The sequence below is a fragment of the Pseudomonas frederiksbergensis genome, assembly GCF_003732705.1.
Taxonomy (GTDB): Bacteria; Pseudomonadota; Gammaproteobacteria; order Pseudomonadales; family Pseudomonadaceae; genus Aquipseudomonas; species Aquipseudomonas frederiksbergensis_F.
In genome coordinates, this window is record NZ_MOBR01000006.1 from 424,826 (window position 1) to 448,104 (window position 23,279).

19 protein-coding genes are annotated in these 23,279 nt (G+C 61.0%); 12 read left to right on the top strand and 7 right to left on the bottom strand.

Annotated features, from left to right (window positions below; genetic code table 11):
* The first annotated feature begins 252 nt into the window (after positions 1–252).
* The 11 genes from pcaR to pcaC all read left to right on the top strand — a co-directional run bounded on the left by pcaR (position 253) and on the right by pcaC (position 11,171).
* The gene (pcaR, locus tag BK667_RS06875; RefSeq protein WP_054046895.1) at positions 253–1,095 is read left to right on the top strand and encodes a pca regulon transcriptional regulator PcaR; all 843 of its coding nucleotides are present in this window, start codon (positions 253–255) and stop codon (positions 1,093–1,095) included.
* 167 nt (positions 1,096–1,262) lie between these two features.
* Positions 1,263–2,609: a 4-hydroxybenzoate transporter PcaK gene (pcaK, locus tag BK667_RS06880; protein ID WP_123507417.1), complete on the top strand. Its 1,347-nt coding sequence runs from the start codon at positions 1,263–1,265 to the stop codon at positions 2,607–2,609.
* Positions 2,610–2,912: 303 nt separating this feature from the next.
* Positions 2,913–3,770 (top strand): CoA transferase subunit A, encoded by an 858-nt coding sequence (locus tag BK667_RS06890; protein ID WP_123507421.1) that lies wholly within the window; start codon positions 2,913–2,915, stop codon positions 3,768–3,770.
* Complete coding sequence (locus BK667_RS06895; RefSeq protein ID WP_123597145.1) at positions 3,770–4,549, top strand: CoA-transferase subunit beta; 780 nt, start codon at positions 3,770–3,772, stop codon at positions 4,547–4,549. The genes BK667_RS06890 and BK667_RS06895 overlap by 1 nt, the downstream gene beginning before the upstream one ends.
* Positions 4,546–5,751 (top strand): 3-oxoadipyl-CoA thiolase, encoded by a 1,206-nt coding sequence (pcaF, locus tag BK667_RS06900; RefSeq protein WP_185058176.1) that lies wholly within the window; start codon positions 4,546–4,548, stop codon positions 5,749–5,751. The genes BK667_RS06895 and pcaF overlap by 4 nt, the downstream gene beginning before the upstream one ends.
* A gap of 34 nt (positions 5,752–5,785) precedes the next feature.
* Positions 5,786–6,490: a protocatechuate 3,4-dioxygenase subunit beta gene (gene pcaH, locus BK667_RS06905; protein ID WP_123597146.1), complete on the top strand. Its 705-nt coding sequence runs from the start codon at positions 5,786–5,788 to the stop codon at positions 6,488–6,490.
* A 1-nt stretch (position 6,491) separates the two neighbouring features.
* Entirely contained in the window at positions 6,492–7,058 is a 567-nt protein-coding gene (pcaG, locus tag BK667_RS06910; protein ID WP_123597147.1) for a protocatechuate 3,4-dioxygenase subunit alpha, read from the top strand.
* Between the two features lie 192 nt (positions 7,059–7,250).
* A complete protein-coding gene (locus BK667_RS06915) occupies positions 7,251–8,555 on the top strand; it encodes an MFS family transporter (protein WP_123507432.1) in 1,305 nt (434 codons plus the stop codon).
* A gap of 45 nt (positions 8,556–8,600) precedes the next feature.
* Positions 8,601–9,965, top strand: coding sequence for a 3-carboxy-cis,cis-muconate cycloisomerase (locus BK667_RS06920; RefSeq protein WP_123597148.1), 1,365 nt, complete (start codon positions 8,601–8,603; stop codon positions 9,963–9,965).
* Positions 9,966–9,976: 11 nt separating this feature from the next.
* Positions 9,977–10,768 carry a 3-oxoadipate enol-lactonase gene (gene pcaD / locus BK667_RS06925; protein ID WP_123597149.1) on the top strand — a complete coding sequence of 264 codons (792 nt, stop codon included), beginning with the start codon at positions 9,977–9,979 and terminating at the stop codon, positions 10,766–10,768.
* A 10-nt stretch (positions 10,769–10,778) separates the two neighbouring features.
* Complete coding sequence (gene pcaC, locus BK667_RS06930) at positions 10,779–11,171, top strand: 4-carboxymuconolactone decarboxylase (RefSeq protein WP_123597231.1); 393 nt, start codon at positions 10,779–10,781, stop codon at positions 11,169–11,171.
* Between the two features lie 155 nt (positions 11,172–11,326).
* Here the strand turns inward: pcaC and BK667_RS06935 are convergent, their stop codons facing one another.
* The 5 genes from BK667_RS06935 to emhA form a co-directional block, all read right to left on the bottom strand.
* Positions 11,327–12,136, bottom strand: coding sequence for a methyltransferase domain-containing protein (locus BK667_RS06935; RefSeq protein WP_123597150.1), 810 nt, complete (start codon positions 12,134–12,136; stop codon positions 11,327–11,329).
* Between the two features lie 302 nt (positions 12,137–12,438).
* Entirely contained in the window at positions 12,439–13,698 is a 1,260-nt protein-coding gene (locus BK667_RS06945; RefSeq protein WP_123597151.1) for an OprD family porin, read from the bottom strand.
* 432 nt (positions 13,699–14,130) lie between these two features.
* Positions 14,131–15,591: an efflux RND transporter outer membrane subunit EmhC gene (emhC, locus tag BK667_RS06955; RefSeq protein WP_123597153.1), complete on the bottom strand. Its 1,461-nt coding sequence runs from the start codon at positions 15,589–15,591 to the stop codon at positions 14,131–14,133.
* Positions 15,588–18,737 carry an efflux RND transporter permease subunit EmhB gene (emhB, locus tag BK667_RS06960; RefSeq protein ID WP_123507446.1) on the bottom strand — a complete coding sequence of 1,050 codons (3,150 nt, stop codon included), beginning with the start codon at positions 18,735–18,737 and terminating at the stop codon, positions 15,588–15,590. Before emhB ends, emhC begins: the two co-directional genes overlap by 4 nt.
* Positions 18,738–18,740: 3 nt before the next feature.
* On the bottom strand, positions 18,741–19,895 hold the full coding sequence (gene emhA, locus BK667_RS06965; RefSeq protein WP_123597154.1) for an efflux RND transporter periplasmic adaptor subunit EmhA: 1,155 nt from the start codon (positions 19,893–19,895) through the stop codon (positions 18,741–18,743).
* Between the two features lie 265 nt (positions 19,896–20,160).
* Between emhA and emhR the strand changes: the two genes are divergently transcribed.
* Entirely contained in the window at positions 20,161–20,793 is a 633-nt protein-coding gene (emhR, locus tag BK667_RS06970; protein ID WP_123597155.1) for an efflux system transcriptional repressor EmhR, read from the top strand.
* A gap of 243 nt (positions 20,794–21,036) precedes the next feature.
* On the opposite strand, the gene BK667_RS06975 is transcribed toward emhR, so the two are convergent.
* Complete coding sequence (locus tag BK667_RS06975; RefSeq protein WP_123507452.1) at positions 21,037–22,086, bottom strand: alkene reductase; 1,050 nt, start codon at positions 22,084–22,086, stop codon at positions 21,037–21,039.
* A gap of 21 nt (positions 22,087–22,107) precedes the next feature.
* On the bottom strand, positions 22,108–23,277 hold the full coding sequence (locus BK667_RS06980) for an MFS transporter (protein WP_123597156.1): 1,170 nt from the start codon (positions 23,275–23,277) through the stop codon (positions 22,108–22,110).
* Between the last annotated feature and the right edge of the window lie 2 nt (positions 23,278–23,279).

A 23,279-nucleotide genomic window follows, 5' to 3' on the forward strand; every position in this document is an offset into this window, starting at 1 on the left:
CTAATTAGGTACGACTTTTCAGCGACCTGTTTCTGACGCCAACAAGTCGGACAAGTTCGGTTCATTACTTCAGTCCCTTTAAGTCTACAACGGCTCAAGAGTAAGAATATCTAACAGCATGCCTGTGACAGGAAGGCGATTGCGATTATCGGTCGACGGTTCGATAATCGCCCAATCTTGCTGTCTACGGCTTGTGTCTCGACCGGGAGCCGCTTGTAATAGCCATTGATCCGTGTAGGAAAAGGACCTGATATGAACGATCAACTGCGCAACTCCTTCGCTTCAGTGGCGCCGCCGATCGTGGCCTCGCCGGCCAAGCGAATCCAGGCCATGACCGGCGACCCGGATTTCATGACCTCCCTGGCCCGTGGCCTGGCGGTGGTGCAAGCGTTCCAGGAGCGCAAGCGTCACCTGACCATTGCCCAGATCAGCCATCGCACGGAAATTCCCCGCGCCGCCGTGCGACGTTGCCTGCACACCCTGATCAAACTTGGCTACGCCACCACGGACGGCCGCACCTATTCGCTGCTGCCCAAAGTCCTGACCCTGGGCCATGCCTACGTGTCTTCGACGCCGCTGGCGGTTTCTGCCCAGCCGTATCTGGACCGCATGAGCGAGCAACTGCACGAGGCGTGCAACATGGCGACCCTGGAAGGCGATGACATTCTGTACATCGCCCGTTCGGCGACCACCCAGCGCCTGATTTCGGTGGATTTGTCGGTCGGTGGGCGTCTGCCAGCCTATTGCACGTCCATGGGCCGGATTCTGCTCGCGGCCCTGGACGACACGACGCTGGGCGAATACCTCGATCACGCGGAGTTTCAAGCCAAGACCAGCCGCACCCTGCACACCCCCGAGGCCTTGCTCGAATGCCTGCAAGAGGTGCGACAGCAAGGCTGGTGCATCGTCGATCAGGAACTGGAACAAGGCCTGCGCTCGATTGCGGTTCCGGTGTATGACGCGTCCGGCCAGGTGGTGGCGGCGCTGAATGTCAGTACCCATGCCGGGCGGGTCAGCCGCAACGAGCTGGAGCAACGGTTCTTGCCGGGTTTGTTGAGTGCCAGCCGCGATCTGAGCGCGCAGCTCTTCGCCTAAGCTGTTCGATAAACGCACAGAGTCGCGTTTATCGAATTGACGCTGTTTCCCTCGGATCATTAATGTCGCGGCAGCGTCATCCGGCGCTGTTGACCCTCGGTCACGCCGCAAGACACCCCCCATAATAATGAGAAGAGGCCACGCGTTCGTTGCGTGGAATAAAAATAATGAACCAGCCTCAGTCTGCTGTTGGTAACTGCCTCGACGTGCAGTCCTTCATCAACGCCCAACCCATCTCGCGCTACCAATGGCGAGTGGTGATCCTGTGTTTCCTGATTGTCTTCCTCGATGGCCTCGACACCGCGGCCATGGGCTTCATCGCGCCGGCCCTGTCCCAGGACTGGGGTATCGATCGCGCCAGCCTCGGCCCGGTGATGAGTGCCGCGCTGATCGGCATGGTCTTCGGCGCACTCGGTTCCGGGCCATTGGCTGACCGCTTCGGGCGAAAAATCGTACTGGTGGGCGCGGTGTTTCTGTTCGGCATCTTCAGCCTGGCCTCGGCCTACAGCAGTAACGTCGATCAATTGCTGGTGCTGCGTTTCCTCACCGGGTTGGGATTGGGCGCCGGCATGCCCAACGCCACCACGCTGCTGTCGGAATACACCCCCGAGCGCAAGAAATCCCTGCTGGTGACCAGCATGTTCTGCGGCTTCAACCTCGGCATGGCCGGTGGCGGCTTCATTTCCGCCAAGCTGATCCCGGCGTTTGGCTGGCACAGCCTGTTACTGATCGGTGGGATTCTGCCGCTGATCCTTGCGGTGGTTTTGCTGTTCTGGCTGCCGGAATCGGCGCGTTACCTTGTCGTGCGTAACCGCGGCACCGACAAAGTACGCAAAACCCTGGCGCCGATTGACCCGGTGGTAGTGGCCCAGGCGTCAAGCTTCAGCGTCCCTGAACAAAAAACCGTGAAGGCGCGCAATGTGTTCGCGGTGATCTTCTCCGGCACCTACAGCACCGGCACTTTGCTGCTGTGGCTGACCTACTTCATGGGGCTGGTGATTGTTTACCTGCTGACCAGTTGGCTGCCGACGCTGATGCGTGACAGTGGCGCGAGCATGGAGCAGGCCGCATTTATCGGTGCGCTGTTCCAGTTCGGCGGGGTGCTGAGTGCTGTCGGCGTAGGCTGGGCAATGGACCGGTTCAATCCGCACAAGGTTATCGGCACTTTCTACTTGCTGGCCGGGGTGTTTGCCTACGCGGTCGGGCAGAGCCTGGGGCACATCACGCTGCTGGCGACCTTGGTGTTGGTGGCCGGGATGTGTGTCAACGGCGCGCAATCGGCGATGCCTTCGCTGGCGGCGCGGTTTTATCCGACCCAGGGCCGGGCGACCGGCGTGTCGTGGATGCTGGGGATTGGCCGCTTCGGCGCGATTCTTGGGGCGTGGATGGGCGCGACTCTGTTGGGGTTGGGCTGGAATTTCGAGCAGGTGCTGACAGCGCTGGTGATCCCGGCGGCATTGGCGACCACGGCGGTGGTGATCAAGGGCATGGTCAGTCATGCGGATGCGACCTGAGGTCAGGTGATCGTTCCCACACTCCACGACGATCGTTCCCACGCTCCGCGTGGGAATGCCTCAATGGACGCTCGGCGTCCGCTTTTGAGACGCGGAGCGTCCCGGGCGGCATTCCCACGCGGAGCGTGGGAACGATCTGCGGAGGGATCGATAGCCAGACAACAATCTGTTCGATAAACGAACACTCAGTCGATTATCGGATTGTTTGGCGATTTTGCGCGGCTTACTCTTCAGTGACTTCGGCGCTGAACCTCGCGCCTTTTTCTACCACTGTCGGTACACATCAAAACGGGAGCCTGCCCCATGGCTGAAATCCTTTCGCTGCATGACGCGGTGAAGCAATTCGTCAACGACGGCGATACCGTCGCGCTCGAAGGCTTCACTCACCTGATTCCGACGGCGGCGGGTCACGAAATCATTCGCCAGGGCAAGAAAGATCTGACGCTGGTGCGGATGACGCCTGACCTGATCTATGACCAGTTGATCGGTGCCGGTTGTGCTCGCAAGCTGATTTTTTCCTGGGGTGGCAACCCCGGCGTGGGTTCGCTGCACCGTCTGCGCGACGCCGTCGAGAAACAGTGGCCGCATCCACTGGAAATCGAAGAGCACAGCCACGCTGACCTGGCGAATGCCTACGTCGCTGGGGCCTCGGGCCTGCCGTTCGCAGTGTTGCGGGCCTACGCCGGTTCCGACCTGCCAAAGGTCAACCCGCTGATCAAAACCGTGACCTGCCCATTCACCGGTGAAGTGCTGGCCGCCGTGCCTTCGGTGCGTCCGGACATCACCGTGATTCACGCGCAGAAAGCCGACCGCAAGGGCAACGTGCTGCTGTGGGGCATTCTCGGCGTACAGAAAGAAGCGGCGCTGGCGGCCAAGCGCTGCATCGTCACAGTCGAGGAAATCGTCGACGACCTCAATGCTCCGATGAATTCCTGTGTGCTGCCGACCTGGGCCTTGAGCGCGGTTTGCCACGTCCCTGGCGGCGCACATCCGTCCTACGCTCACGGTTACAACGAGCGTGACAACCGCTTCTACCAGGCCTGGGACCCGATTGCCCGGGACCGTGAAACCTTCACCGCGTGGATCAACGAGTACATCCACGGCTGCGCTGACTTCAGCGAGTTCCAGGCCAAGCTGGCCGCTGCTTCGGAGGCCAAGTAATGACTTACACCACCAATGAAATGATGACCGTCGCCGCCGCCCGCCGTTTGAAGAACGGTTCGGTGTGCTTCGTCGGCATCGGCTTGCCGTCGAAAGCGGCCAACCTGGCGCGGCTGACTTCCTCGCCGGATGTCGTCCTTATCTACGAATCGGGTCCGATCGGTGCCAAGCCAAGCGTACTGCCGTTGTCCATCGGTGACGGTGAGCTGGCGGAAACCGCTGACACGGTCGTGCCGACCGGTGAGATTTTTCGCTATTGGTTGCAGGGCGGACGCATCGACGTCGGTTTTCTCGGTGCGGCGCAGGTTGACCGCTTCGGCAATATCAACACCACGGTCGTTGGCGATTATCACCAGCCGAAAGTCCGCCTGCCGGGTGCCGGTGGCGCGCCGGAAATTGCCGGCTCGGCCAAGAGCGTGTTGATCATTCTTAAACAGTCGGCGCGTTCGTTTGTCGACAAACTCGACTTTATTACGTCGGTCGGCCATGGCGAGGGCGGCGATTCGCGCAAGCGTCTGGGCCTGCCGGGCGCCGGTCCGGTCGGCATCATCACCGACCTGTGCATCATGGAACCGGAAGCCGAAACCCATGAATTCGTGGTCACCGCGTTGCATCCGGGCGTGACCCGTGAGCAAGTGATCGCCGCCACCGGTTGGGCGATTCGTTTCGCCGAGAATGTTGAAAACACGGCAGAGCCAACCGACGTCGAACTGACGGCATTAAGGGATCTGGAAGCCCGCACCGCCGCCGCCCACGGCCAAGCCCCCGGAGAAGCGTGATGCGTGACGTTTATATCTGCGACGCGATTCGTACCCCCATCGGCCGTTTTGGCGGTGGCTTGTCGGCGGTTCGCGCCGATGACCTCGCCGCTGTGCCGATCAAGGCGCTGATGGACCGCAACCCATCGGTGGACTGGAACTCAGTGGACGAGGTGTTCCTGGGTTGCGCCAACCAGGCCGGCGAAGACAACCGCAACGTCGCGCGCATGGCGCTGCTGTTGGCGGGCCTGCCGCAAAGCATTCCCGGCGTGACCCTTAATCGCCTCTGCGCCTCGGGCATGGACGCCATCGGCACGGCGTTCCGTGCCATCGCCAGCGGCGAAATGGAGCTGGCGATTGCCGGCGGCGTCGAGTCGATGTCCCGCGCACCGTTCGTGATGGGCAAGGCCGACGGGGCGTTCTCGCGCAACATGAAACTGGAAGACACCACCATCGGCTGGCGTTTTATCAACCCGTTGATGAAGGCTCAGTACGGCGTCGATGCGATGCCGCAGACCGGCGACAACGTGGCGGACGACTACGAAGTGTCCCGCGAAGATCAGGATGCGTTTGCACTGCGCAGCCAACAGCGGGCCGCCGCCGCGCAAGCTGCAGGATTTTTCGCTGAAGAAATCGTTGAAGTACGGATTGCCCACAAGAAAGGGGAAACCATCGTCACCCAGGATGAACATCCTCGTGCCGACACCACCCTGGACATCCTGGCCAAGCTCAAACCGGTCAACGGCCCAGACAAAACCGTCACTGCCGGTAATGCCTCGGGTGTGAACGACGGCGCGGCGGCGCTGATTCTGGCGTCCGCCGAAGCCGTGAAGAAGCACGGCTTGACCGCTCGGGCCAAAGTGCTCGGCATGGCCAGCGCCGGTGTCGCGCCGCGTGTAATGGGCATCGGCCCGGTGCCGGCTGTGCGCAAACTCACCGAGCGCCTCGGTCTGGCGGTCAGTGATTTCGACGTGATCGAACTCAATGAAGCCTTCGCCAGCCAGGGTTTGGCAGTGTTGCGGGAACTGGGCATTGCGGACGATGCGGCTCAGGTCAACCCAAACGGCGGCGCCATTGCCTTGGGCCATCCGTTGGGCATGAGCGGTGCACGCCTGGTGCTGACCGCGCTGCATCAGCTGGAAAAAACCGGCGGCAAGAAAGGTCTGGCGACCATGTGCGTCGGCGTTGGCCAGGGTCTGGCCCTGGCGATCGAACGCGTCTGACAGCCGCCGACTAATAAGAACAGAGGAAAGCGAAATGACTGACAAGCCTGGTTACCGTCGTCCGAAGGAAGGCACTCAGCCGGAATACCTGCACCCGTCCTATCAATCCACCAACCGGCGCGCGCCGTCCAAGCCGTTGGTGTTTTTGCCCCATTCGCTGTCGGAAATCACCGGTCCGACCATCGGCACCGAGCGCATCAATGAGCAGGATAACGACCTGACCGCCCAACATACCGGGGAACCCTTGGGCGAACGCATCATCATTCACGGCCGCGTGCTGGATGAAGACGGCTTGCCGGTGCCGGGGATTCTGGTGGAGATCTGGCAGGCCAACGCCGCCGGTCGCTACAACCATGCCCGTGATCTGCACGACGCACCGCTGGACCCGAACTTCACCGGCACTGGTCGCACCGTAACCGACGCCGACGGCTGGTATCAGTTCCAGACCATCAAGCCCGGCGCCTATCCGTGGGGCAACCACCACAACGCCTGGCGTCCGGCGCATATCCATTTCTCACTGTTCGGGCCGAGCATCCTCACGCGCCTGGTGACCCAGATGTATTTCCCGGGTGATCCGTTGCTGGCCTACGACCCGATCTACAACTGCGTGCCCGATACCAACGCCAAAGAGCGTTTGATCGCCAGTTTCGACCTGGAAAAAACCATTCCTTCCTATGCCCTCGGTTATCGCTGGGACATCGTCTTGCGCGGCCGCGAAGCCACGCCGATGGAGAAATAAGATGACGCTGAACGCGACCACGTCCCACACCGTCGGACCCTATTACCACATCGGCCTGACTTGGCTGAACCGCGAAGACCTGACTGTCGAACAGACCCTCGGCCAACGGGTGGCGATCACCGGGCAAGTCGTCGATGGCCATGGCGATTTCGTCAACGATGCGATGCTGGAAGTCTGGCAGGCCAATGCTGCCGGCAAGTACGACCATCCCGAAGACGAACAAGACAAACCTCTGGACCCGAATTTCGAAGGCTTTGGCCGGGTGCCGGTGGATGGGGAAGGGCGGTTTCGTTTCACCACGATCAAGCCGGGCATGGTTGAAGGCTTGAACGGTTCGACCCAGGCGCCGCATCTGGTGGTGCTGGTGTTCGCGCGGGGGCTGGTGAAGCACCTGCTGACGCGGATTTACTTTGATGGCGAGCCGGCGAATGTGGCGGATCCGTTGTTGGAGTGTGTGCCGGCGGAGCGTCGCAGTACGTTGCTGGCCAAGCCTGATGCGTCGGGTGTTTACCAGTGGAACGTGATTTTGCAGGGGACGGATGCGGAGACGGTGTTCTTCGATTACTGACTCCAACCTGATCGTTCCCTCGCTCTGCGTGGGAATGCCGCCATGGACGCTCTGCGTCCACTGTGACGCAGAGCGTCACGGGATGCATTCCCACGGGGACCGTGGGAACGATCCGTGTGAAGACTGCATCTGCGGAACGGGACTGTTGCGAAGTGTGTCTAGACTCTCACTGTCCCCATTGAGTGAAAAACAATGACAACGACTACTGCTTCTACAGAGCACTACACCGGGGAAGAGCGCAGCAAGCGCATCTTCGCCATTGTCGGCGCCTCGTCCGGCAACCTGGTCGAGTGGTTCGACTTTTATGTGTATGCCTTCTGCGCCATCTATTTCGCCCCGGCGTTTTTCCCGTCCGACAACCCCACGGTGCAGCTGGTAAACACGGCCGGTGTGTTCGCCGCCGGGTTTTTGATGCGGCCCATTGGAGGCTGGATTTTCGGCCGTGTCGCCGACAAGCACGGGCGCAAGAATTCGATGATGATTTCGGTGCTGATGATGTGCTTCGGCTCGTTGCTCATCGCCTGCCTGCCGACCTATGCCAGCATCGGCGTCTGGGCGCCGATCATGTTGCTGTTCGCGCGTCTGCTTCAGGGGCTGTCGGTGGGTGGCGAATACGGCACCACCGCGACCTACATGAGCGAAGTCGCCCTCAAGGGCCAGCGCGGTTTCTTCGCCTCGTTTCAATACGTGACGCTGATCGGCGGGCAGTTGCTGGCGGTGTCGCTGGTGGTGATCCTGCAACAGTTCCTCACCGAAGACGATTTGCGCGCCTACGGCTGGCGGATCCCGTTTGTGGTCGGGGCCGTGGCGGCGGTGATCTCGCTGTTCCTGCGTCGCTCGCTCAAGGAAACCAGCAGCAAGGAAATGCGCGAAAACAAGGACGCCGGCAGTATCATGGCGCTGTTCCGCGACCACAAGGCTGCGTTCATCACCGTGCTCGGCTACACCGCTGGCGGCTCGCTGATTTTCTACACCTTCACCACGTACATGCAGAAGTACCTGGTGAACACCGCCGGCATGCACGCCAAGACCGCCAGCTACATCATGACCGGGGCGCTGTTCCTTTATATGTGCATGCAACCGTTGTTCGGCATGCTCGCGGACAAGATTGGTCGACGTAACTCGATGCTGTGGTTCGGTGCGTTGGGGACACTGTTCACCGTGCCGATTTTGCTCAGCCTGAAAAGCGTCAGCAGTCCGTTCCTGGCCTTTGCACTGATCACCGTGGCGCTGGCGATTGTCAGTTTCTACACCTCGATCAGTGGCTTGGTAAAAGCCGAGATGTTCCCGCCAGAGGTGCGCGCATTAGGCGTTGGCCTGGCGTACGCGGTGGCGAATGCGATTTTCGGTGGTTCGGCGGAATACGTGGCCCTGAGCCTCAAGGCCGTGGGCATGGAAAACTCGTTCTACTGGTACGTCACGGTGATGATGGCGGTGGCGTTCCTGTTCAGTCTGCGCCTGCCCAAACAAGCGAAGTATTTGCACCACGACCTTTGATCCATACGCGTGGGCCTGTTCGGCCCACGCTTCCAAGGACTTTTTATGAACCAGCGACCGAACAATCAATTGTTCGATGCCTATTTCACTGCCCGCGATATGCGCGAAGTGTTCTGCGATCAGGGCCGGGTCCAGGCCATGCTCGACTTCGAAGCAGCGCTGGCCCGGGCCGAAGCGCGGGTCGGGTTGATTCCGCAGACTGCCGTCGCTGCCATCGAAGCGGCCTGTCAGGCCGGGCATTACGATTTCGCCGCGCTTGGCGAAGCGATTGCCACGGCGGGCAATTCGGCGATTCCACTGGTCAAGGCCTTGGGCAAACAGATTGCCGCGAACGATGCCGAAGCCGAGCGCTACGTGCATCTGGGGGCGACCAGTCAGGACGTGATGGATTCCGGTCTGGTGCTGCAACTGCGCCGGGCCATGGAACTGATCGAAAACGATTTGGCGCGATTGGGGGAAACCCTGGCGACCCAGGCCTGGCGCTACGTCGCCACACCGCTGGCCGGCCGCACCTGGTTGCAACACGCCACGCCGGTGACCCTGGGCATGAAAATCGCCGGTTGGCTGGGCGCGGTGACCCGCAGTCGCCAGCGTTTGCGCGAACTCAAGCCGCGATTATTGGTGCTGCAATTCGGCGGCGCCTCCGGGACCCTCGCGGCCCTCGGCGATCAGGCGTTGCCGATTGCCACAGCCCTGGCCGAGGAGCTGCAACTGGCGCTGCCGGAACAACCCTGGCACACCCAGCGTGATCGTCTGGTGGAGTTTGGTGCGGTGCTGGGTCTGATCGCTGGCAGTCTCGGCAAATTCGGTCGCGACATCAGCCTGCTGATGCAGACCGAAGCCGCCGAAGTGTTCGAACCGGCGGCGCCGGGCAAGGGCGGTTCCTCGACCATGCCGCACAAGCGCAATCCGGTGGGCGCTGCGGTGTTGATCGGCGCGGCGACGCGAGTGCCGGGGTTGCTTTCGACCCTGTTTAGCGCGATGCCGCAAGAACACGAGCGCAGTCTGGGGCTGTGGCATGCCGAGTGGGAAACCCTGCCGGAGATTTGTTGCCTGGTATCCGGCAGCTTGCAACAAGCGTTGCTGCTGGCCGATGGCCTGGAAGTGGACGCAGTTCGCATGGCCCGTAACCTTGATCTGACTCAGGGCCTGGTGCTGGCGGAAGCCGTGAGCATTGTCCTCGCGCAACGGGTCGGTCGCGATAGCGCGCATCATCTGCTGGAACACTGCTGCAAGCGTGCAGTGGCGGAGCAACGGCATCTGCGCGAAGTCCTCGGCGATGAGCCGCAAGTGACGGCGCAACTGTCGGAGGCTGAACTGGATCGTCTGCTGGACCCTGCCCACTACCTCGGCCAGGCCCATACCTGGGTCGAGCGCGCGGTGGCTGAACATTTTGCGTTGACTGCCTGAAGGAGATTGCTGTGGCATTCGTACAACTCGCCGAGGGCGAACTGCATTACCTGCTCGAAGGCCCGGACGATGCGCCGGTGCTGGTGTTGTCCAACTCATTGGGCACCGACCTGCACATGTGGGACGCGCAGATTCCTGCGTTCACCGAGCATTTCCGGGTGCTGCGTTTCGACACCCGAGGGCACGGCCAGTCGCTGGTCACGCCGGGGCCTTACACCATCGAACAGTTGGGTCACGACGTGCTGGCGCTGCTGGATGCGTTGCACATCGAGCGCGCGCATTTCTGTGGCCTGTCCATGGGCGGCTTGATCGGCCAGTGGCTGGGGATCAACGCTGGCGAGCGGTTGAATAAGCTGATCGTGTGCAACACCGCCGCGAAAATCGGCGATCCATCGGTGTGGAACCCGCGAATCGAAACCGTGCTGCGGGACGGTTCGGCGGCGATGGTTGCCTTGCGCGATGCGTCGATTGCGCGCTGGTTTACCCCGGACTTTGCAGAAGCCAATCCGGCGGCGGCGAAGAAAATCACCGACATGCTCGCCGCCACTTCGCCTGAAGGTTATGCGGCCAATTGCGCCGCCGTACGGGATGCCGATTTCCGTGATCAGTTGTCCTCGATCAAGGTGCCGTTGCTGGTGATCGCCGGCACTGAAGACGCGGTCACGCCACCGTCCGGCGGGCACTTTATTCAGCAACACGTGCCGGGCGCCGAGTACGCCGAGTTCTACGCCGCGCACCTGTCCAACGTCCAGGCCGGCGCCGCGTTCAGCGAGCGGGTGCTGGGGTTTTTGGCGAATCATTGAGGGAATGTTTGTGGACGAGAAACAACGTTACGACGAGGGTCTGGAGGTCCGCCGCGCAGTACTCGGCGATGCCCATGTTGATCGCAGCCTGAACGCCCTGACCGAGTTCAACTCGGAGTTCCAGGAAATGATCACCCGCCACGCCTGGGGTGACATCTGGACCCGCCCGGGCCTGCCACGCCACGCCCGCAGCCTGATCACCATCGCCATGCTGATCGGCATGAACCGCAACGAAGAACTCAAGCTGCACTTACGCGCCGCCGCCAACAACGGCGTGACCCGTGGCGAGATCAAGGAAGTGATCATGCAGAGCGCGATCTACTGCGGGATCCCGGCGGCGAATGCCACGTTCCACCTGGCGGAATCGGTGTGGGATGAGTTGGGGGTTGAGTCGCGGGGGTGAGCGTTGGCGGCAATCACAGGGATGTGTGCCAATGCATGCATTCAATGTGGGAGCGGGCTTGCTCGCGAATGCGGTTTATCATTCAACACCTTTATTGACTGACCCACCGCTTTCGCGAGCAAGCCCGCTCCCACAGGGTTTGGTTGGTATTGGATTCAGACTGTGGCGACGATGAAAATCCGCTTGAACGGAAACAACGTGCGTCCGTCGTTCTCCGGCGGGTAATGCTTATGCACGCGCATCAGGTAGTGGTAGATGAATCGTGCTTGCTCGTCATCCTTCAGTTCCTGCAAGACCGGTCGCAGTGCCGAGACCTTGACCCAGTCATAGATCGGCGAGTGGCCGTCCACCACCTGCAGCTGTTCGGTTTCCCAGATATCCAGGGTGTGGGTGATCGGTGCGAGCAGCCGGTAATAATCTTCCAGTGACAGTAACGGTCTCGCCGCCATGCGCTGGCGTAGGTCCGGCGTGCCCAGTGGCGCTCCGTCGGGCCCGGCATCGTCCAGGGTGTCGAGCATCAATTGATACCACATTGCATCCCGCCAGTCGGGCATGTGCGCGGCGAGGCAGCCTCCGGGGTTGAGTTGTCGCAGCAGGCGCGGCAGCAACTGTTCGTGATCGTCGATAAAGTGCAGCACGGCGGCGGCGAACAGCAGGTCTGCCGGTTGCTCCGGTTGCCAGTCCAGCAAATCGCAGTGTTTCCACAGTGCCTTGATGGGCAGGGCGCGGGCCTCGGCGAGCATGTGCTCCGAGCTGTCCACGCCCATCAATCGAGCGCGGGGCCAACGCTTAGCCAGCAGTTGCGTGGCAATGCCGGTGCCGCAGCCCAGGTCATAAATGCGTTTGGGGTGTTTGAGCTCGATGCGATCGAGCAGTTCGTTGACCGGTCGTTGCCTGAGGCGGGAAAACTGCTGGTACGCCTTGGCGTCCCAAGCGGTATCGCCAGGTTTGAGGCGGGTGATCATGAGGTGGTCCTCCGGTGATCAGCGGTGTCTTCCGATGACAGCCTGGCTCGAGTCTTGAGGACCAACATCAACAGATAACGGAAGCGGGAAGAGTTGAAAAACGCCTGAGTTATGTCAGGTTTTTTCACTGTAATAGAAGGGCGGCGAAGTGCCAGCCGGTCTGACGGGTGGCGCGGTGATCGGAGCGATGGATAACCCTTGTGGGAGCGAGCTTGCTCGCGATAGCAGTGTGTCAGTCAACATAGATATCGACTGATACGACGCCATCGCGAGCAAGCTCGCTCCCACATTTAGGCTGTGCGTTACAACAAACTGATCGGATAGCTGACGATCAAGCGGTTCTCATCGAACTCGTTGTTGCTGAAGTCTCGGCGCATGGTCGAGTTGCGCCATTTGAAGTTCAGGTCCTTGAGCGTGCCGCTTTGCACGGTGTAGCCCAGTTCGCTCTCGCGGCCCCATTCCTTGCCGTTGGTAATGGCGCCGGTGTGCACGTTGTCGCCGCTGATGTAGCGGTTCATCAGGGTCAGGCCGGGGATGCCGAGGGCGACGAAGTTGTAGTCGTGGCGCAGTTGCCAGGAGCGTTCCTGGGCGTTGTCGTAGCTGTTGTTGTAACTGTCGTTGGCCAGGGTGCCGCCGCTGGTGCCGTTGACGCGCATCCAGGCGCTGTCGCCAGTGAGCTTTTGCAGGCCGACGTAGAAGGTATTACCGCCGTATTTGGCCGAGAACATGCCCGACCAGGTCTTGTTGTCCAGCTCGCCGGCCCGGGCGCTGCCATCATCCTTGCCGTAGAAGAAGCCGAGGTTGGCGCCAAGGGTCCAGTCGCCGATAGGCTGCGTGTGGATCAGGTTCACAAATTGCTGGCTGTAGATGTCCTTGAGTTCGGCGTTCCACAGGCCGATCTGTGTGTGTTTGTCGTTGAACACATATTCGCCGCCCTGAAAGTTGAAACGGTCCGAGGTGAACGCCGCTTTGCCGACCATCGACATGTCGCTCATGCTGCTGTCGTCCCGTGGGCTGTTGGCGCGGAACTGGCCGCCGTAGAGCGTCAGGCCGTCGATTTCCTTCGAGGTGATCTGCCCTCCACGGAAGGTCTGCGGCAGGGAGCGGCCGTCATCCGAACGCAGGATCGGCAGCACCGGCATCCACTCGCCGACCTTCACTTCGGTCTGGGACAACTTGGCCTTGAACGCCACGTTGGTGCGGCCAAAGTTATCCGCCGGGCGCCCGTCGTGATCCAACGGCAGCAGCTGCGTACCGCCGGTGCCTTTGCCGCCGTCGAGTTTCACCGAGTACAACCCCAACACGTCCATGCCGAACCCGACCGTCCCCTGGGTGAAACCGGACTTGGCGTCGAGAATGAAGCTTTGCGTCCATTCCTCAGCCTTGCCCTGGGCTTTGGTCGGGTTGGTGAAGTTGCGGTTGATGTAGAAGTTGCGCAAGTTGAGGTTGACCTTGGCCCCTTCGACAAAACCCGATTCCTCGGCGGCGGCGGGCAGGGCGTTGCCGGCCAGCGCGGCGGCGATGAGGCTGGGAAACAGGTACTGCACGGTGGAAGGCTTCATGGCTCGGGTCTCTCTAATTGTTAGGGGTGAAACGGGACGCTGCCGCAACCTGGGAAGGTGCAGACACAAGGTTGAAACACAGGGAGGAACGGGCGAGATCAGCCGGACAGGGCGGGGCGTGGGGGCATGGTGTCGAACCTGTTGTTATTGGTTTTGTGGGGCGAATGGTGCGGGGGATGGGCGGGGGGATTCAATCGGCGGGAGCGGGTTTTGGGCGATTATCGAACGTAAGATTGGCCAAGGTTTGTGGTGAATGTACAGGCCTCTTCGCGAGCAGGCTCGCTCCCACAGTTGACCGCGTTCATCCTGCAGAAACTCGATCAATTGTGGGAGCGAGCCTGCTCGCGAAGGCGCCAGTCCAGTCAAAGCACCTTTCCCGCAGCCAACAAAAAGCCCACCAATGCGGTGGGCTTCTTGTATTTCAAAGCGCTATCAGAACAACTTCAACTTCGGCGCTTCTTCTTTCAACGGCTCGTTCTTCGCCGTTTGTTCGTTCCAGCCACCACCCAGCGCTTTGTACAGGTTGACGGCGCTGTTCAACTGCGCCAGACGGTCGGTGATCAGCGTCTGTTGGGCGCTGAATAACTGACGTTGGGCGTCGAGGAAGGTCAGGTTGCTGTCGACACCAATGCGGTAGCGACGCTCGGCCAGACGGTAGTAGTCCTGGTTGGCGGCGACGAAATCACGTTGGGCTTGCAACTGCTCGGTGTAGGTCTGGCGGGCGGCCAGGCCGTCGGCGACTTCCTGGAAGGCCGTTTGAATGGACTTCTCGTAGTTCGCCACGCCGATGTCTTTCTGGATTTTCGAGTAATCCAGGCTGGCGCGCAGGCTGCCGGCGTTGAAGATCGGCAGGTTGATCTGCGGCGAGAACAGCCAGGTCCCCGATCCGCCCTTGAACAGACCGGACAGGTCCGGGCTCAGGGTCCCGGCATTGGCGGTCAGGCTGATGCTCGGGAAGAACGCCGCTCGTGCCGCGCCGATGTTGGCGTTGGCGGCCTTCAGGTTGTATTCGGCCTGAAGGATGTCCGGACGACGTTGCAGCAAGTCCGACGGCAGGCCGGGCGGTACGTCGCTCAGCAGATCGTCAGACAGTGGCTTGGCCGCTTGCAGGTTGGCCGGAACGCCGGTGCCGAGCAGCAGCACCAGGCTGTTTTCATCCTGGGCGACCTGACGGGTGTACCTGGCCAGTTGCGCCCGGGCGTTTTCCACCGAGGTCCGCGACTGCGCCAGGTCCAGGGCCGAAGCGACACCGACTTCGTTGCTGCGCGAGGTGAGCTTGTAGCTCTCCTCGAACGCACCGAGGGTGTCCTGGGTCAGTTTCAGCAGTTCCTTGTCGGCCTGCCAGGTCAGGTAGGCATTGGCCACACTGGCCACCAGGCTGATCTGGGTGCTGCGCCGTGCTTCTTCGGTGGCGAAGTACTTCTGCAGGGCTTCTTCGCTCAGGCTGCGAACCCGACCGAACAGGTCGAGTTCATAAGCGCTGATGCCGACAGTGGCCGAGTAGGAACTGGTGATCCCCGCTTCGCCGGTCTGCGAGGCCCGGGCCGGGACCCGCTGACGGCTGCCGGTGCCATTGGCCGAGATGGCCGGGTACAGATCGGCACGCTGGATGCGGTACTGAGCTGCGAAGGCGTCGATGTTCAGGGCCGCGACACGCAGGTCGCGGTTGTTTTCCAGGGCAACCTGGATCATCTGTTGCAACGCCGGGTCATGGAAAAACTGCTTCCAGCCTTGTTCGGCGGCGGCCTGGGTCGGCGCTTGGGCCGGCGAATACGCCGGGCCTTGCGGGAACTGGCCTGCCACGGGTGCCGCAGGCTGCTGATAGTCAGGAATCAGCGAGCAGCCACCGAGCACGAAAGCGGCAACAGCTAGGGAGAGTAGCGACTTGCTCATTGGCCAGCCTCTTTAGGAGTTTCATTGGCGTCTTCCTCGTCAGCTTTATTGCGCTGGCCGATGGACGACACGGTGACGAAGAACAGTGGGACCCAGAAGATCGCCAGGATCGTGGCGGTGATCATACCGCCAATTACCCCGGTGCCAATCGCATGCTGGCTACCCGAACCGGCGCCGGTGGAGATCGCCAGTGGCACCACACCGAGCACGAAGGCCAGGGACGTCATGATGATCGGTCGCAGACGCATGCGGCAGGCCTCGATGGCCGCCTCGCGCAGGGACTTGCCTTGCTCGTGCAGTGCCTTGGCGAACTCGACGATCAGAATGGCGTTTTTCGATGCCAGACCGATGGTCGTCAACAGGCCCACCTGGAAGTACACGTCGTTGGACAGACCCCGCAGGCTGGTGGCCATCAGCGCACCGATGATCCCCAGCGGCACCACCAACATGACCGCGATCGGAATCGACCAGCTTTCATACAAGGCCGCCAGACACAGGAACACCATCAGCAGCGACAGGGCGTACAGCGCTGGCGCCTGGGAACCGGACAAGCGTTCCTCATACGACAGACCGGTCCAGGAAATACCCACGCCCGCCGGCAGTTTCTTGGCAATGGCTTCGACTTCGGCCATCGCTTCACCGGTGGAGTAGCCCGGCGCCGGAGCCCCGAGGATTTCCATCGCTTCCACGCCGTTGTAACGGGCCAGTTTCGGCGAACCGTACACCCACTCACCCTTGGCGAAGGCGGAGAACGGCACCATGGTGCCCGCGCTGTTGCGCACATACCATTTCTTCAGGTCTTCCGGGCTCATCCGCGAGCCAGGCTGGCCTTGTACGTAAACCTTCTTCACCCGACCACGGTCGATAAAGTCGTTCACGTAGCTACTACCGAAGGAGATCGACAGCGTGCTGTTGATGTCGGAGAGGGTCAGGCCCAGGGCACTGGCTTTCTCGTCGTCGATTTCCAGCTGGTACTGCGGTTCGTCGTTCAGGCCGTTCGGACGCACCTGATACAGCACCTTGCTCTGTGCCGCCATGCCGAGGAACTGGTTACGCGCAGCCATCAACTTATCGTGACCGATACCGGCGCGGTCCTGCAGGAACACGTCGAAACCGGTGGCGTTACCCAATTCCAGTACCGCCGGCGGTGCGAAGGCAAACACCATCGCATCGCGGAAGGTAAAGAAGTGCTGCTGGGCGCGGCCTGCCAGGGCAAACACGCTGTTGCTGGCGTCACGTGCGGCCCAAGGCTTGAGCATGATGAACGCCAGACCGGAACTCTGACCACGACCGGCGAAGTTGAAGCCGTTCACGGTAAACACCGAGGCTACCGCGCCGGACTCTTTCTCCAGCAGGTAGGAACGCATCTCGTCGATCACCACTTGCGTGCGTTCGGCACTGGAACCGGCCGGGGTTTGCACCTGGGCGAACAGTACGCCCTGGTCTTCTTCCGGCAGGAACGCGGTCGGAATGCGGGTGAACAGCCAGATCATGCCAACGATGATCAGCAGGTACGCCAGCAGGTACGGGATCTTGTGCTTGAGCATGTTGCCGACACCGCGCTCGTAGCTTCTGAGACCACGGTCGAAGTTGCGGTTGAACCAGCCGAAGAAGCCGCGTTTCGGTGTGCCGTGCTCGCCTTTCGGAATCGCCTTGAGCATGGTGGCGCACAGCGCCGGGGTGAAGATCAGGGCAACCAATACCGACAGGGCCATGGCCGAGACGATGGTGATCGAGAACTGTTTGTAGATCACACCGGTGGAGCCGCTGAAGAACGCCATCGGCAGCAGTACCGCCGACAGCACCAGCGCAATACCGACCAGTGCGCCCTGGATCTGCCCCATGGATTTCTTGGTGGCCTCCTTGGGCGACAGGCCTTCCTCGCTCATCACCCGCTCGACGTTTTCCACCACGACGATGGCATCGTCCACCAGCAAGCCGATGGCCAACACCATACCGAACATGGTCAGGGTGTTGATGCTGAAGCCGAACGCCGCGAGGATCCCGAATGTACCCAGCAATACTACGGGCACGGTCATCGTGGTGATGATGGTAGCGCGGAAGTTTTGCAGGAACAGGAACATCACCAGGAACACCAGCACGATCGCTTCGACCAGGGTTTCAACCACACCCTTGATCGACTCGGTCACCACTGGCGTGGTGTCGTACGGGAATACCACTTCCATCCCTTGCGGGAAGAACGGTTTCAGGTCGTCGATGGTTTTACGCAGGGCCTTGGCGGTATCGAGGGCGTTGGCGCCGTTGGCCAGTTTCACCGCCAGACCGGAAGCCGGCTTGCCGTTGAACTGCGCCGCGATGCTGGAGTTTTCACCCCCCAGGCCGACATCGGCGACATCACCGATACGTACTTGCGAACCATCCTTGTTGACCTTCAGCAGGATCGCCTTGAACTGCTCGGCAGTTTGCAGGCGGGTCTTGCCGATGATCGTGGCGTTCAATTGCTGGCCAGGCAACGCAGGCAAACCGCCCAGTTGACCGGAGGAGATCTGAACGTTCTGTGCCGAGATCGCGGCACTGACATCGGCCGGGGTCAGGTTGTAGTTGTTCAACTTGGCCGGGTCGATCCAGATCCGCATCGCGTACTGGGCACCGAAGACCTGGAAGTCACCGACACCGGCGGTGCGGGAGATCGGGTCCTGCATGTTCGACACGATGTAGTTGGACAAGTCGTCCTTGGACATGCTGCCGTCTTGGGACACCACGCCGATCACCAGCAGGAAGTTTTTCACTGCCTTGGTCACGCGGATCCCCTGTTGCTGCACTTCTTGCGGCAGCAGTGGGGTGGCCAGGTTCAGTTTGTTCTGGACCTGAACCTGCGCGGTGTCGGAGTTGGTGCCCTGCTCGAAGGTGGCGGTAATGGTCATGCTGCCGTCGGAGTTACTTTCCGACGACACATAACGCAGGTTATCGATACCGTTGAGCTGTTGCTCGATGACCTGCACCACGGTGTCCTGCACGGTTTGTGCGGACGCGCCTGGGTAGGTCACCTGAATCGCAATGGCCGGAGGCGCAATGCTCGGGTACTGGTTGATCGGCAGTTTGAGGATCGATAGAGCCCCGACCAGCATGATCACCAGGGCAATTACCCAGGCGAAAATCGGACGGTCGATAAAAAATTTCGACATGGTTTACTCCCCTTTGCCGCTGTAAGCCTTGTCAGCTGTCTGAGCGGGGGCCGGGTTCTTGCTAACGTTGGTTGCTTCCGTGGCCTTGACTTCAACGCCAGGCTTGACGAATTGCAGCCCTTCGGTGATCAGGCGATCGCCCGCCTTGAGACCATCTTCGATCAGCCATTGGCTACCGACGGTGCGGCTGGCCTTGAGCTGACGCAGCTCGACTTTGTTGTCCGGACCGACGACCAGTGCGGTCGGGGTGCCTTTGAGGTCGCGGGTCACGCCTTGTTGCGGCGCCAGGATCGCTGCGCTGTTCACGCCGGATTGCAGCTGGGCGTGAACGAACATGCCCGGCAGCAGGGTGTGATCAGGGTTAGGAAACACGGCGCGCAAAGTGACGGAACCGGTGGTCTGGTCAACCGAGACTTCGGAGAACTCCAGTTTGCCGTCCTGCTTGTACTGGCTGCCGTCTTCCAGGGTCAGCTTGACCGCGGCCGAGTTGTCGCCAGCCTTTTGCAGGCGACCGCTTTCCAGCTCGCGGCGCAGCTCAAGCAGCTCGACCGAAGACTGGGTCACGTCGACGTAGATCGGGTCCAACTGCTGAATGACCGCCATCGCGTCGGTCTGGCCGCTGGTGACCAGTGCACCTTCGGTCACCGACGAACGGCCGATACGACCGGTGATCGGTGCGTAGACCTTGGTGTAGCGCACGTTGATCTGGGCCGATTGCAGGGTTGCTTCCGACTGCAAGCGATTGGCCGTGGCGGTGTCGTATTCCTGACGGCTGACGGCTTGCTCGTTGACCAATTGCTTATAGCGATCGGAGATCGACTTGGTCTGTTGCAGGTTGGCTTCGGCGCTTTTCAGGGTGGCCTCATAGACCGACGGATCGATCTGATAGAGCTGCTGGCCAGCCTTGACGTCGCCACCTTCCTTGAACAGACGCTTGAGAATGATGCCGTTGACCTGTGGGCGAACTTCGGCGATGCGGTACGCACTGGTACGGCCTGGAAGTTCGGATGTCAGGGTAAAGGCTTGAGGTTGCAGGGTAACGACGCCGACCTGAGGGGCGGGAGCGGCAGGAGGTGCCTCTTCCTTTTTACATCCGCTGAGCAGCGATGCGAGGGCGACGGCAGTGACCAGAGCGGTAACAGCTGGCTTGAATTGCATGAAAATCCTCGGGTCAGGCGCGCAAAATGCGCACAAGAAATGTGGAAGGGTAAAAAATGTGCGCTGAGTGGATAAGTAGCTTGCTAAGGAATATACTTACGTTCATGGTTGTTTGTAAATACCTTGGCTGCGTACCCACACCGTTACAAACGCCGTTCAAAGGTTTGAATTGTAGGCCGGGGACGATTCCCAAGAGCGTTCGCCCCACTTTTATTCAGCGCTTGTTCAGACATCGCTGAAGCATCCTGATTGAGGTTGTACTGCCATGGTCCGTCGTACCAAAGAGGAAGCTCAAGAAACCCGTAGCCAGATACTCGAAGCGGCAGAAAAAGCCTTTTATGAACGGGGCGTAGCGCGCACGACGCTGTCGGACATCGCCACCCTGGCTGGCGTCACTCGCGGGGCTATCTACTGGCATTTCAGCAACAAGGCGGACCTGGTGCAGGCGATGCTCGATACCCTGCATGAACCACTGGATGAAATGGCCAAGGCCAGCGAGAGCGAGCACGAACTCGATCCGCTGGGCTGCATGCGCAAGTTGCTGACTCATTTGTTTCATCAAGTTGCCCTGGACCCGAAAACCCGACGCATCAACGAGATTCTGTTTCATAAGTGCGAATTCACCGATGAAATGTGTGACCTGCGCCAGCAGCGCCGGGCGGTGAGTCTGGACTGTAATGTGCGAATTGCCCTGGCCCTGACCAATGCCGTGAATCGCGGCCAGTTGCCGGCCGATCTCGACACGGCTCGCGCGGCGATCAGCCTGCATGCTTACATCGACGGCATCCTGTACCAGTGGCTGCTGGCCCCGGACAGCTTTGAGCTGCACATCGAAGCCGAGCGCTGGGTCGATACGGGGCTAGATATGCTGCGCCTGAGCCCCAGCCTGCGCAAATGAAACAAAATGCGGAATTGGGCCCGGTTGTGTCAACTCGGCACGCGGGCTCAAGCAGACTTCTTGTCTTGAAGTGCTTTTATATACGGACTAGTAGCAGGTTGATAGGTAGCGAGCTACGTATTTTGTAGGGATTTTGTGTCCGTACTGTGAATACCTGTGACAAACAGTAAAAAAAAGCCCCGGCTCTTTCGAGTCGGGGCTTTTTCATGACGGCTGACGCAGGGTTTGCGCCAACGGACATCCTTACAGCGTCGGGTAGTCGATATAACCGACCGGACCCTTGGCGTAGAACAGTTCTGGACGCGCTTCATTCAGCGGTGCATCGGCTTTCAAGCGCGCCGGCAAATCCGGGTTGGCAATGAACGGCACACCAAACGCGACCGCATCAGCTTTGCCGGTGGCCAGCCACTGGTTGGCGCTGTCCTTGGTGAAGCGTTCGTTGGCGATGTACGGGCCGCCAAAGGCTGCTTTCAACTGTGGACCCAGGCTGTCGCCGGCTTCTTTCTCGCGGGAGCAAATGAACGCGATGCCACGCTTGCCCAATTCACGAGCCACATAGGTGAAGGTCTCGGACAGGTTGTCGTCGCCCATGTCATGGGAATCGGCCCGTGGTGCCAAGTGCACGCCGACACGGCCGGCGCCCCAGACTTCAATGGCGGCGTCCGTCACTTCCAGCAGCAGACGCGCACGGTTTTCCAGGGAGCCGCCGTAGTTATCGGTGCGCTGGTTGGTGCTGCTTTGCAGGAACTGGTCGAGCAGGTAGCCGTTGGCACCGTGGATTTCCACGCCGTCAAAACCGGCAGCCTTGGCGTTTTCCGCGCCAACGCGGTAAGCGTCGACGACGTCTGCAATTTCAGCGATTTCCAGCGCGCGCGGCGTCGGGTAGTCGGCCAATGGACGAACCAGGCTGACGTGACCCTTAGGCTGGATGGCGCTCGGTGCGACCGGTGCTTCGCCGTTCAGGTACGACGGGTGGGAAACCCGGCCGACGTGCCACAGTTGCAGGACAATCTTGCCGCCGGCAGCGTGGACCGCTTTGGTCACGTTGGCCCAGCCACGCACTTGGTCGTTGGACCAGATGCCCGGGGTGTCCGGGTAGCCGACGCCCATTGGCGTGACCGAGGTGGCCTCGCTGAGGATCAGGCCGGCCGAGGCACGTTGTACGTAGTATTCGGCCATCAGCGCGTTCGGCACACGGCCTTCGTCGGCGCGGCAGCGGGTCAGCGGCGCCATGATGATGCGGTTGGCCAACTCGAGGTCGCCCAGTTTGATCGGATCGAAAATAGTCGTCATGAAATAGCTCTCTTTTGAAGATCAATGAGTAGTGGCAGGGGCCAGTTCGGGATCGCCGCTCTGACGGAAAGTAATCAGGGTCACCAGCAGGGCGAGTACCGCCAGTGCGGCGGCCGCGAGGGGCACGCTGGTCAGGCCGAAACCATGGGCGATGACGCTGCCGCCAACCCAGGCTCCGAGTGCGTTGCCGACGTTGAACGCGCCGATATTCAGGGTCGACACCAGGTTGGGTGCCGCTTTGCCGAAGGTCACCACGTTCACTTGCAGGGCCGGGACGGCGGCGAAGCACGCGGTGGCCCAGAGGAACAGGGTGATTTCGGTCGGGATCACGGCCACGCTGGTCCAGGTCAGCACGGTGGACACCACGGCCATGGTGATGAACACACCGATCAGCGTCGCCGCCATGCCTTTGTCAGCCAGCTTGCCGCCGATGATGTTGCCGACGGTCAGGCCGAGGCCGATGAGCATCAGGGTCCAGGTCACGCCCCGTGGCGAGACACCGGTGACTTCGCCCAGCAGCGGTGCTACATAGGTGAACAAGGTGAAGACCGATGCAGCGAACAACGCAGTCATGCTCAGTGACAGCCAGATCCCGGCACCTTTGAGGGCGCGCAGTTCGGCGCGCATGTCGAGTTTTTCTTCGTCGCGCTTGGCCGGCAGGAAGCGGATCAGACCGATCAGTGCGATCACGCCGATCACGGTCACCGCCCAGAAGGTCGAACGCCAGCCGTATTGTTGGCCGAGCGCCGTGCCCAGCGGTACGCCGAGGACGTTGGCCAGGGTCAGGCCGGTGAACATCAAAGCCACCGCCGAAGCACGTTTGTTGGCCGGCACCAGGCCTGCCGCCACCACTGAACCGATGCCGAAGAACGCACCGTGGCACAGGGCGGTGACCACACGGGCGAACATCAACACGTTGTAGTCACTGGCCAGGGCGCACAGCAGGTTGCCGATGATGAAAATTCCCATCAACGCTACCAGAGCGGCCTTGCGCGGGAGTCGGGCGGTGGCCAGTGCCATGAACGGCGCACCGATGGCCACGCCCAGGGCGTAACCGGTCACCAGCCAACCGGCGCCCGGGATCGACACACCAAGATCGGCTGCCACATCGGGCAGCAGGCCCATGATGACGAACTCGGTGGTGCCGATGGCGAAGGCGCTCAGGGCCAGAATGAGTAGCGAGAGGGGCATTG

Bases quoted from the DNA above. Each gene is read 5' to 3' on its own strand.
- pcaR (WP_054046895.1), top strand. From the start codon at position 253: ATGAACGATCAACTGCGCAACTCCTTCGCTTCAGTGGCGCCGCCGATC.
- pcaK (WP_123507417.1), top strand. From the start codon at position 1,263: ATGAACCAGCCTCAGTCTGCTGTTGGTAACTGCCTCGACGTGCAGTCC.
- BK667_RS06890 (WP_123507421.1), top strand. From the start codon at position 2,913: ATGGCTGAAATCCTTTCGCTGCATGACGCGGTGAAGCAATTCGTCAAC.
- BK667_RS06895 (WP_123597145.1), top strand. From the start codon at position 3,770: ATGACTTACACCACCAATGAAATGATGACCGTCGCCGCCGCCCGCCGT.
- pcaH (WP_123597146.1), top strand. From the start codon at position 5,786: ATGACTGACAAGCCTGGTTACCGTCGTCCGAAGGAAGGCACTCAGCCG.
- pcaG (WP_123597147.1), top strand. From the start codon at position 6,492: ATGACGCTGAACGCGACCACGTCCCACACCGTCGGACCCTATTACCAC.
- BK667_RS06915 (WP_123507432.1), top strand. From the start codon at position 7,251: ATGACAACGACTACTGCTTCTACAGAGCACTACACCGGGGAAGAGCGC.
- BK667_RS06920 (WP_123597148.1), top strand. From the start codon at position 8,601: ATGAACCAGCGACCGAACAATCAATTGTTCGATGCCTATTTCACTGCC.
- BK667_RS06935 (WP_123597150.1), bottom strand. From the start codon at position 12,136: ATGATCACCCGCCTCAAACCTGGCGATACCGCTTGGGACGCCAAGGCG.
- BK667_RS06945 (WP_123597151.1), bottom strand. From the start codon at position 13,698: ATGAAGCCTTCCACCGTGCAGTACCTGTTTCCCAGCCTCATCGCCGCC.
- emhC (WP_123597153.1), bottom strand. From the start codon at position 15,591: ATGAGCAAGTCGCTACTCTCCCTAGCTGTTGCCGCTTTCGTGCTCGGT.
- emhB (WP_123507446.1), bottom strand. From the start codon at position 18,737: ATGTCGAAATTTTTTATCGACCGTCCGATTTTCGCCTGGGTAATTGCC.
- emhA (WP_123597154.1), bottom strand. From the start codon at position 19,895: ATGCAATTCAAGCCAGCTGTTACCGCTCTGGTCACTGCCGTCGCCCTC.
- emhR (WP_123597155.1), top strand. From the start codon at position 20,161: ATGGTCCGTCGTACCAAAGAGGAAGCTCAAGAAACCCGTAGCCAGATA.
- BK667_RS06975 (WP_123507452.1), bottom strand. From the start codon at position 22,086: ATGACGACTATTTTCGATCCGATCAAACTGGGCGACCTCGAGTTGGCC.
- BK667_RS06980 (WP_123597156.1), bottom strand. From the start codon at position 23,277: ATGCCCCTCTCGCTACTCATTCTGGCCCTGAGCGCCTTCGCCATCGGC.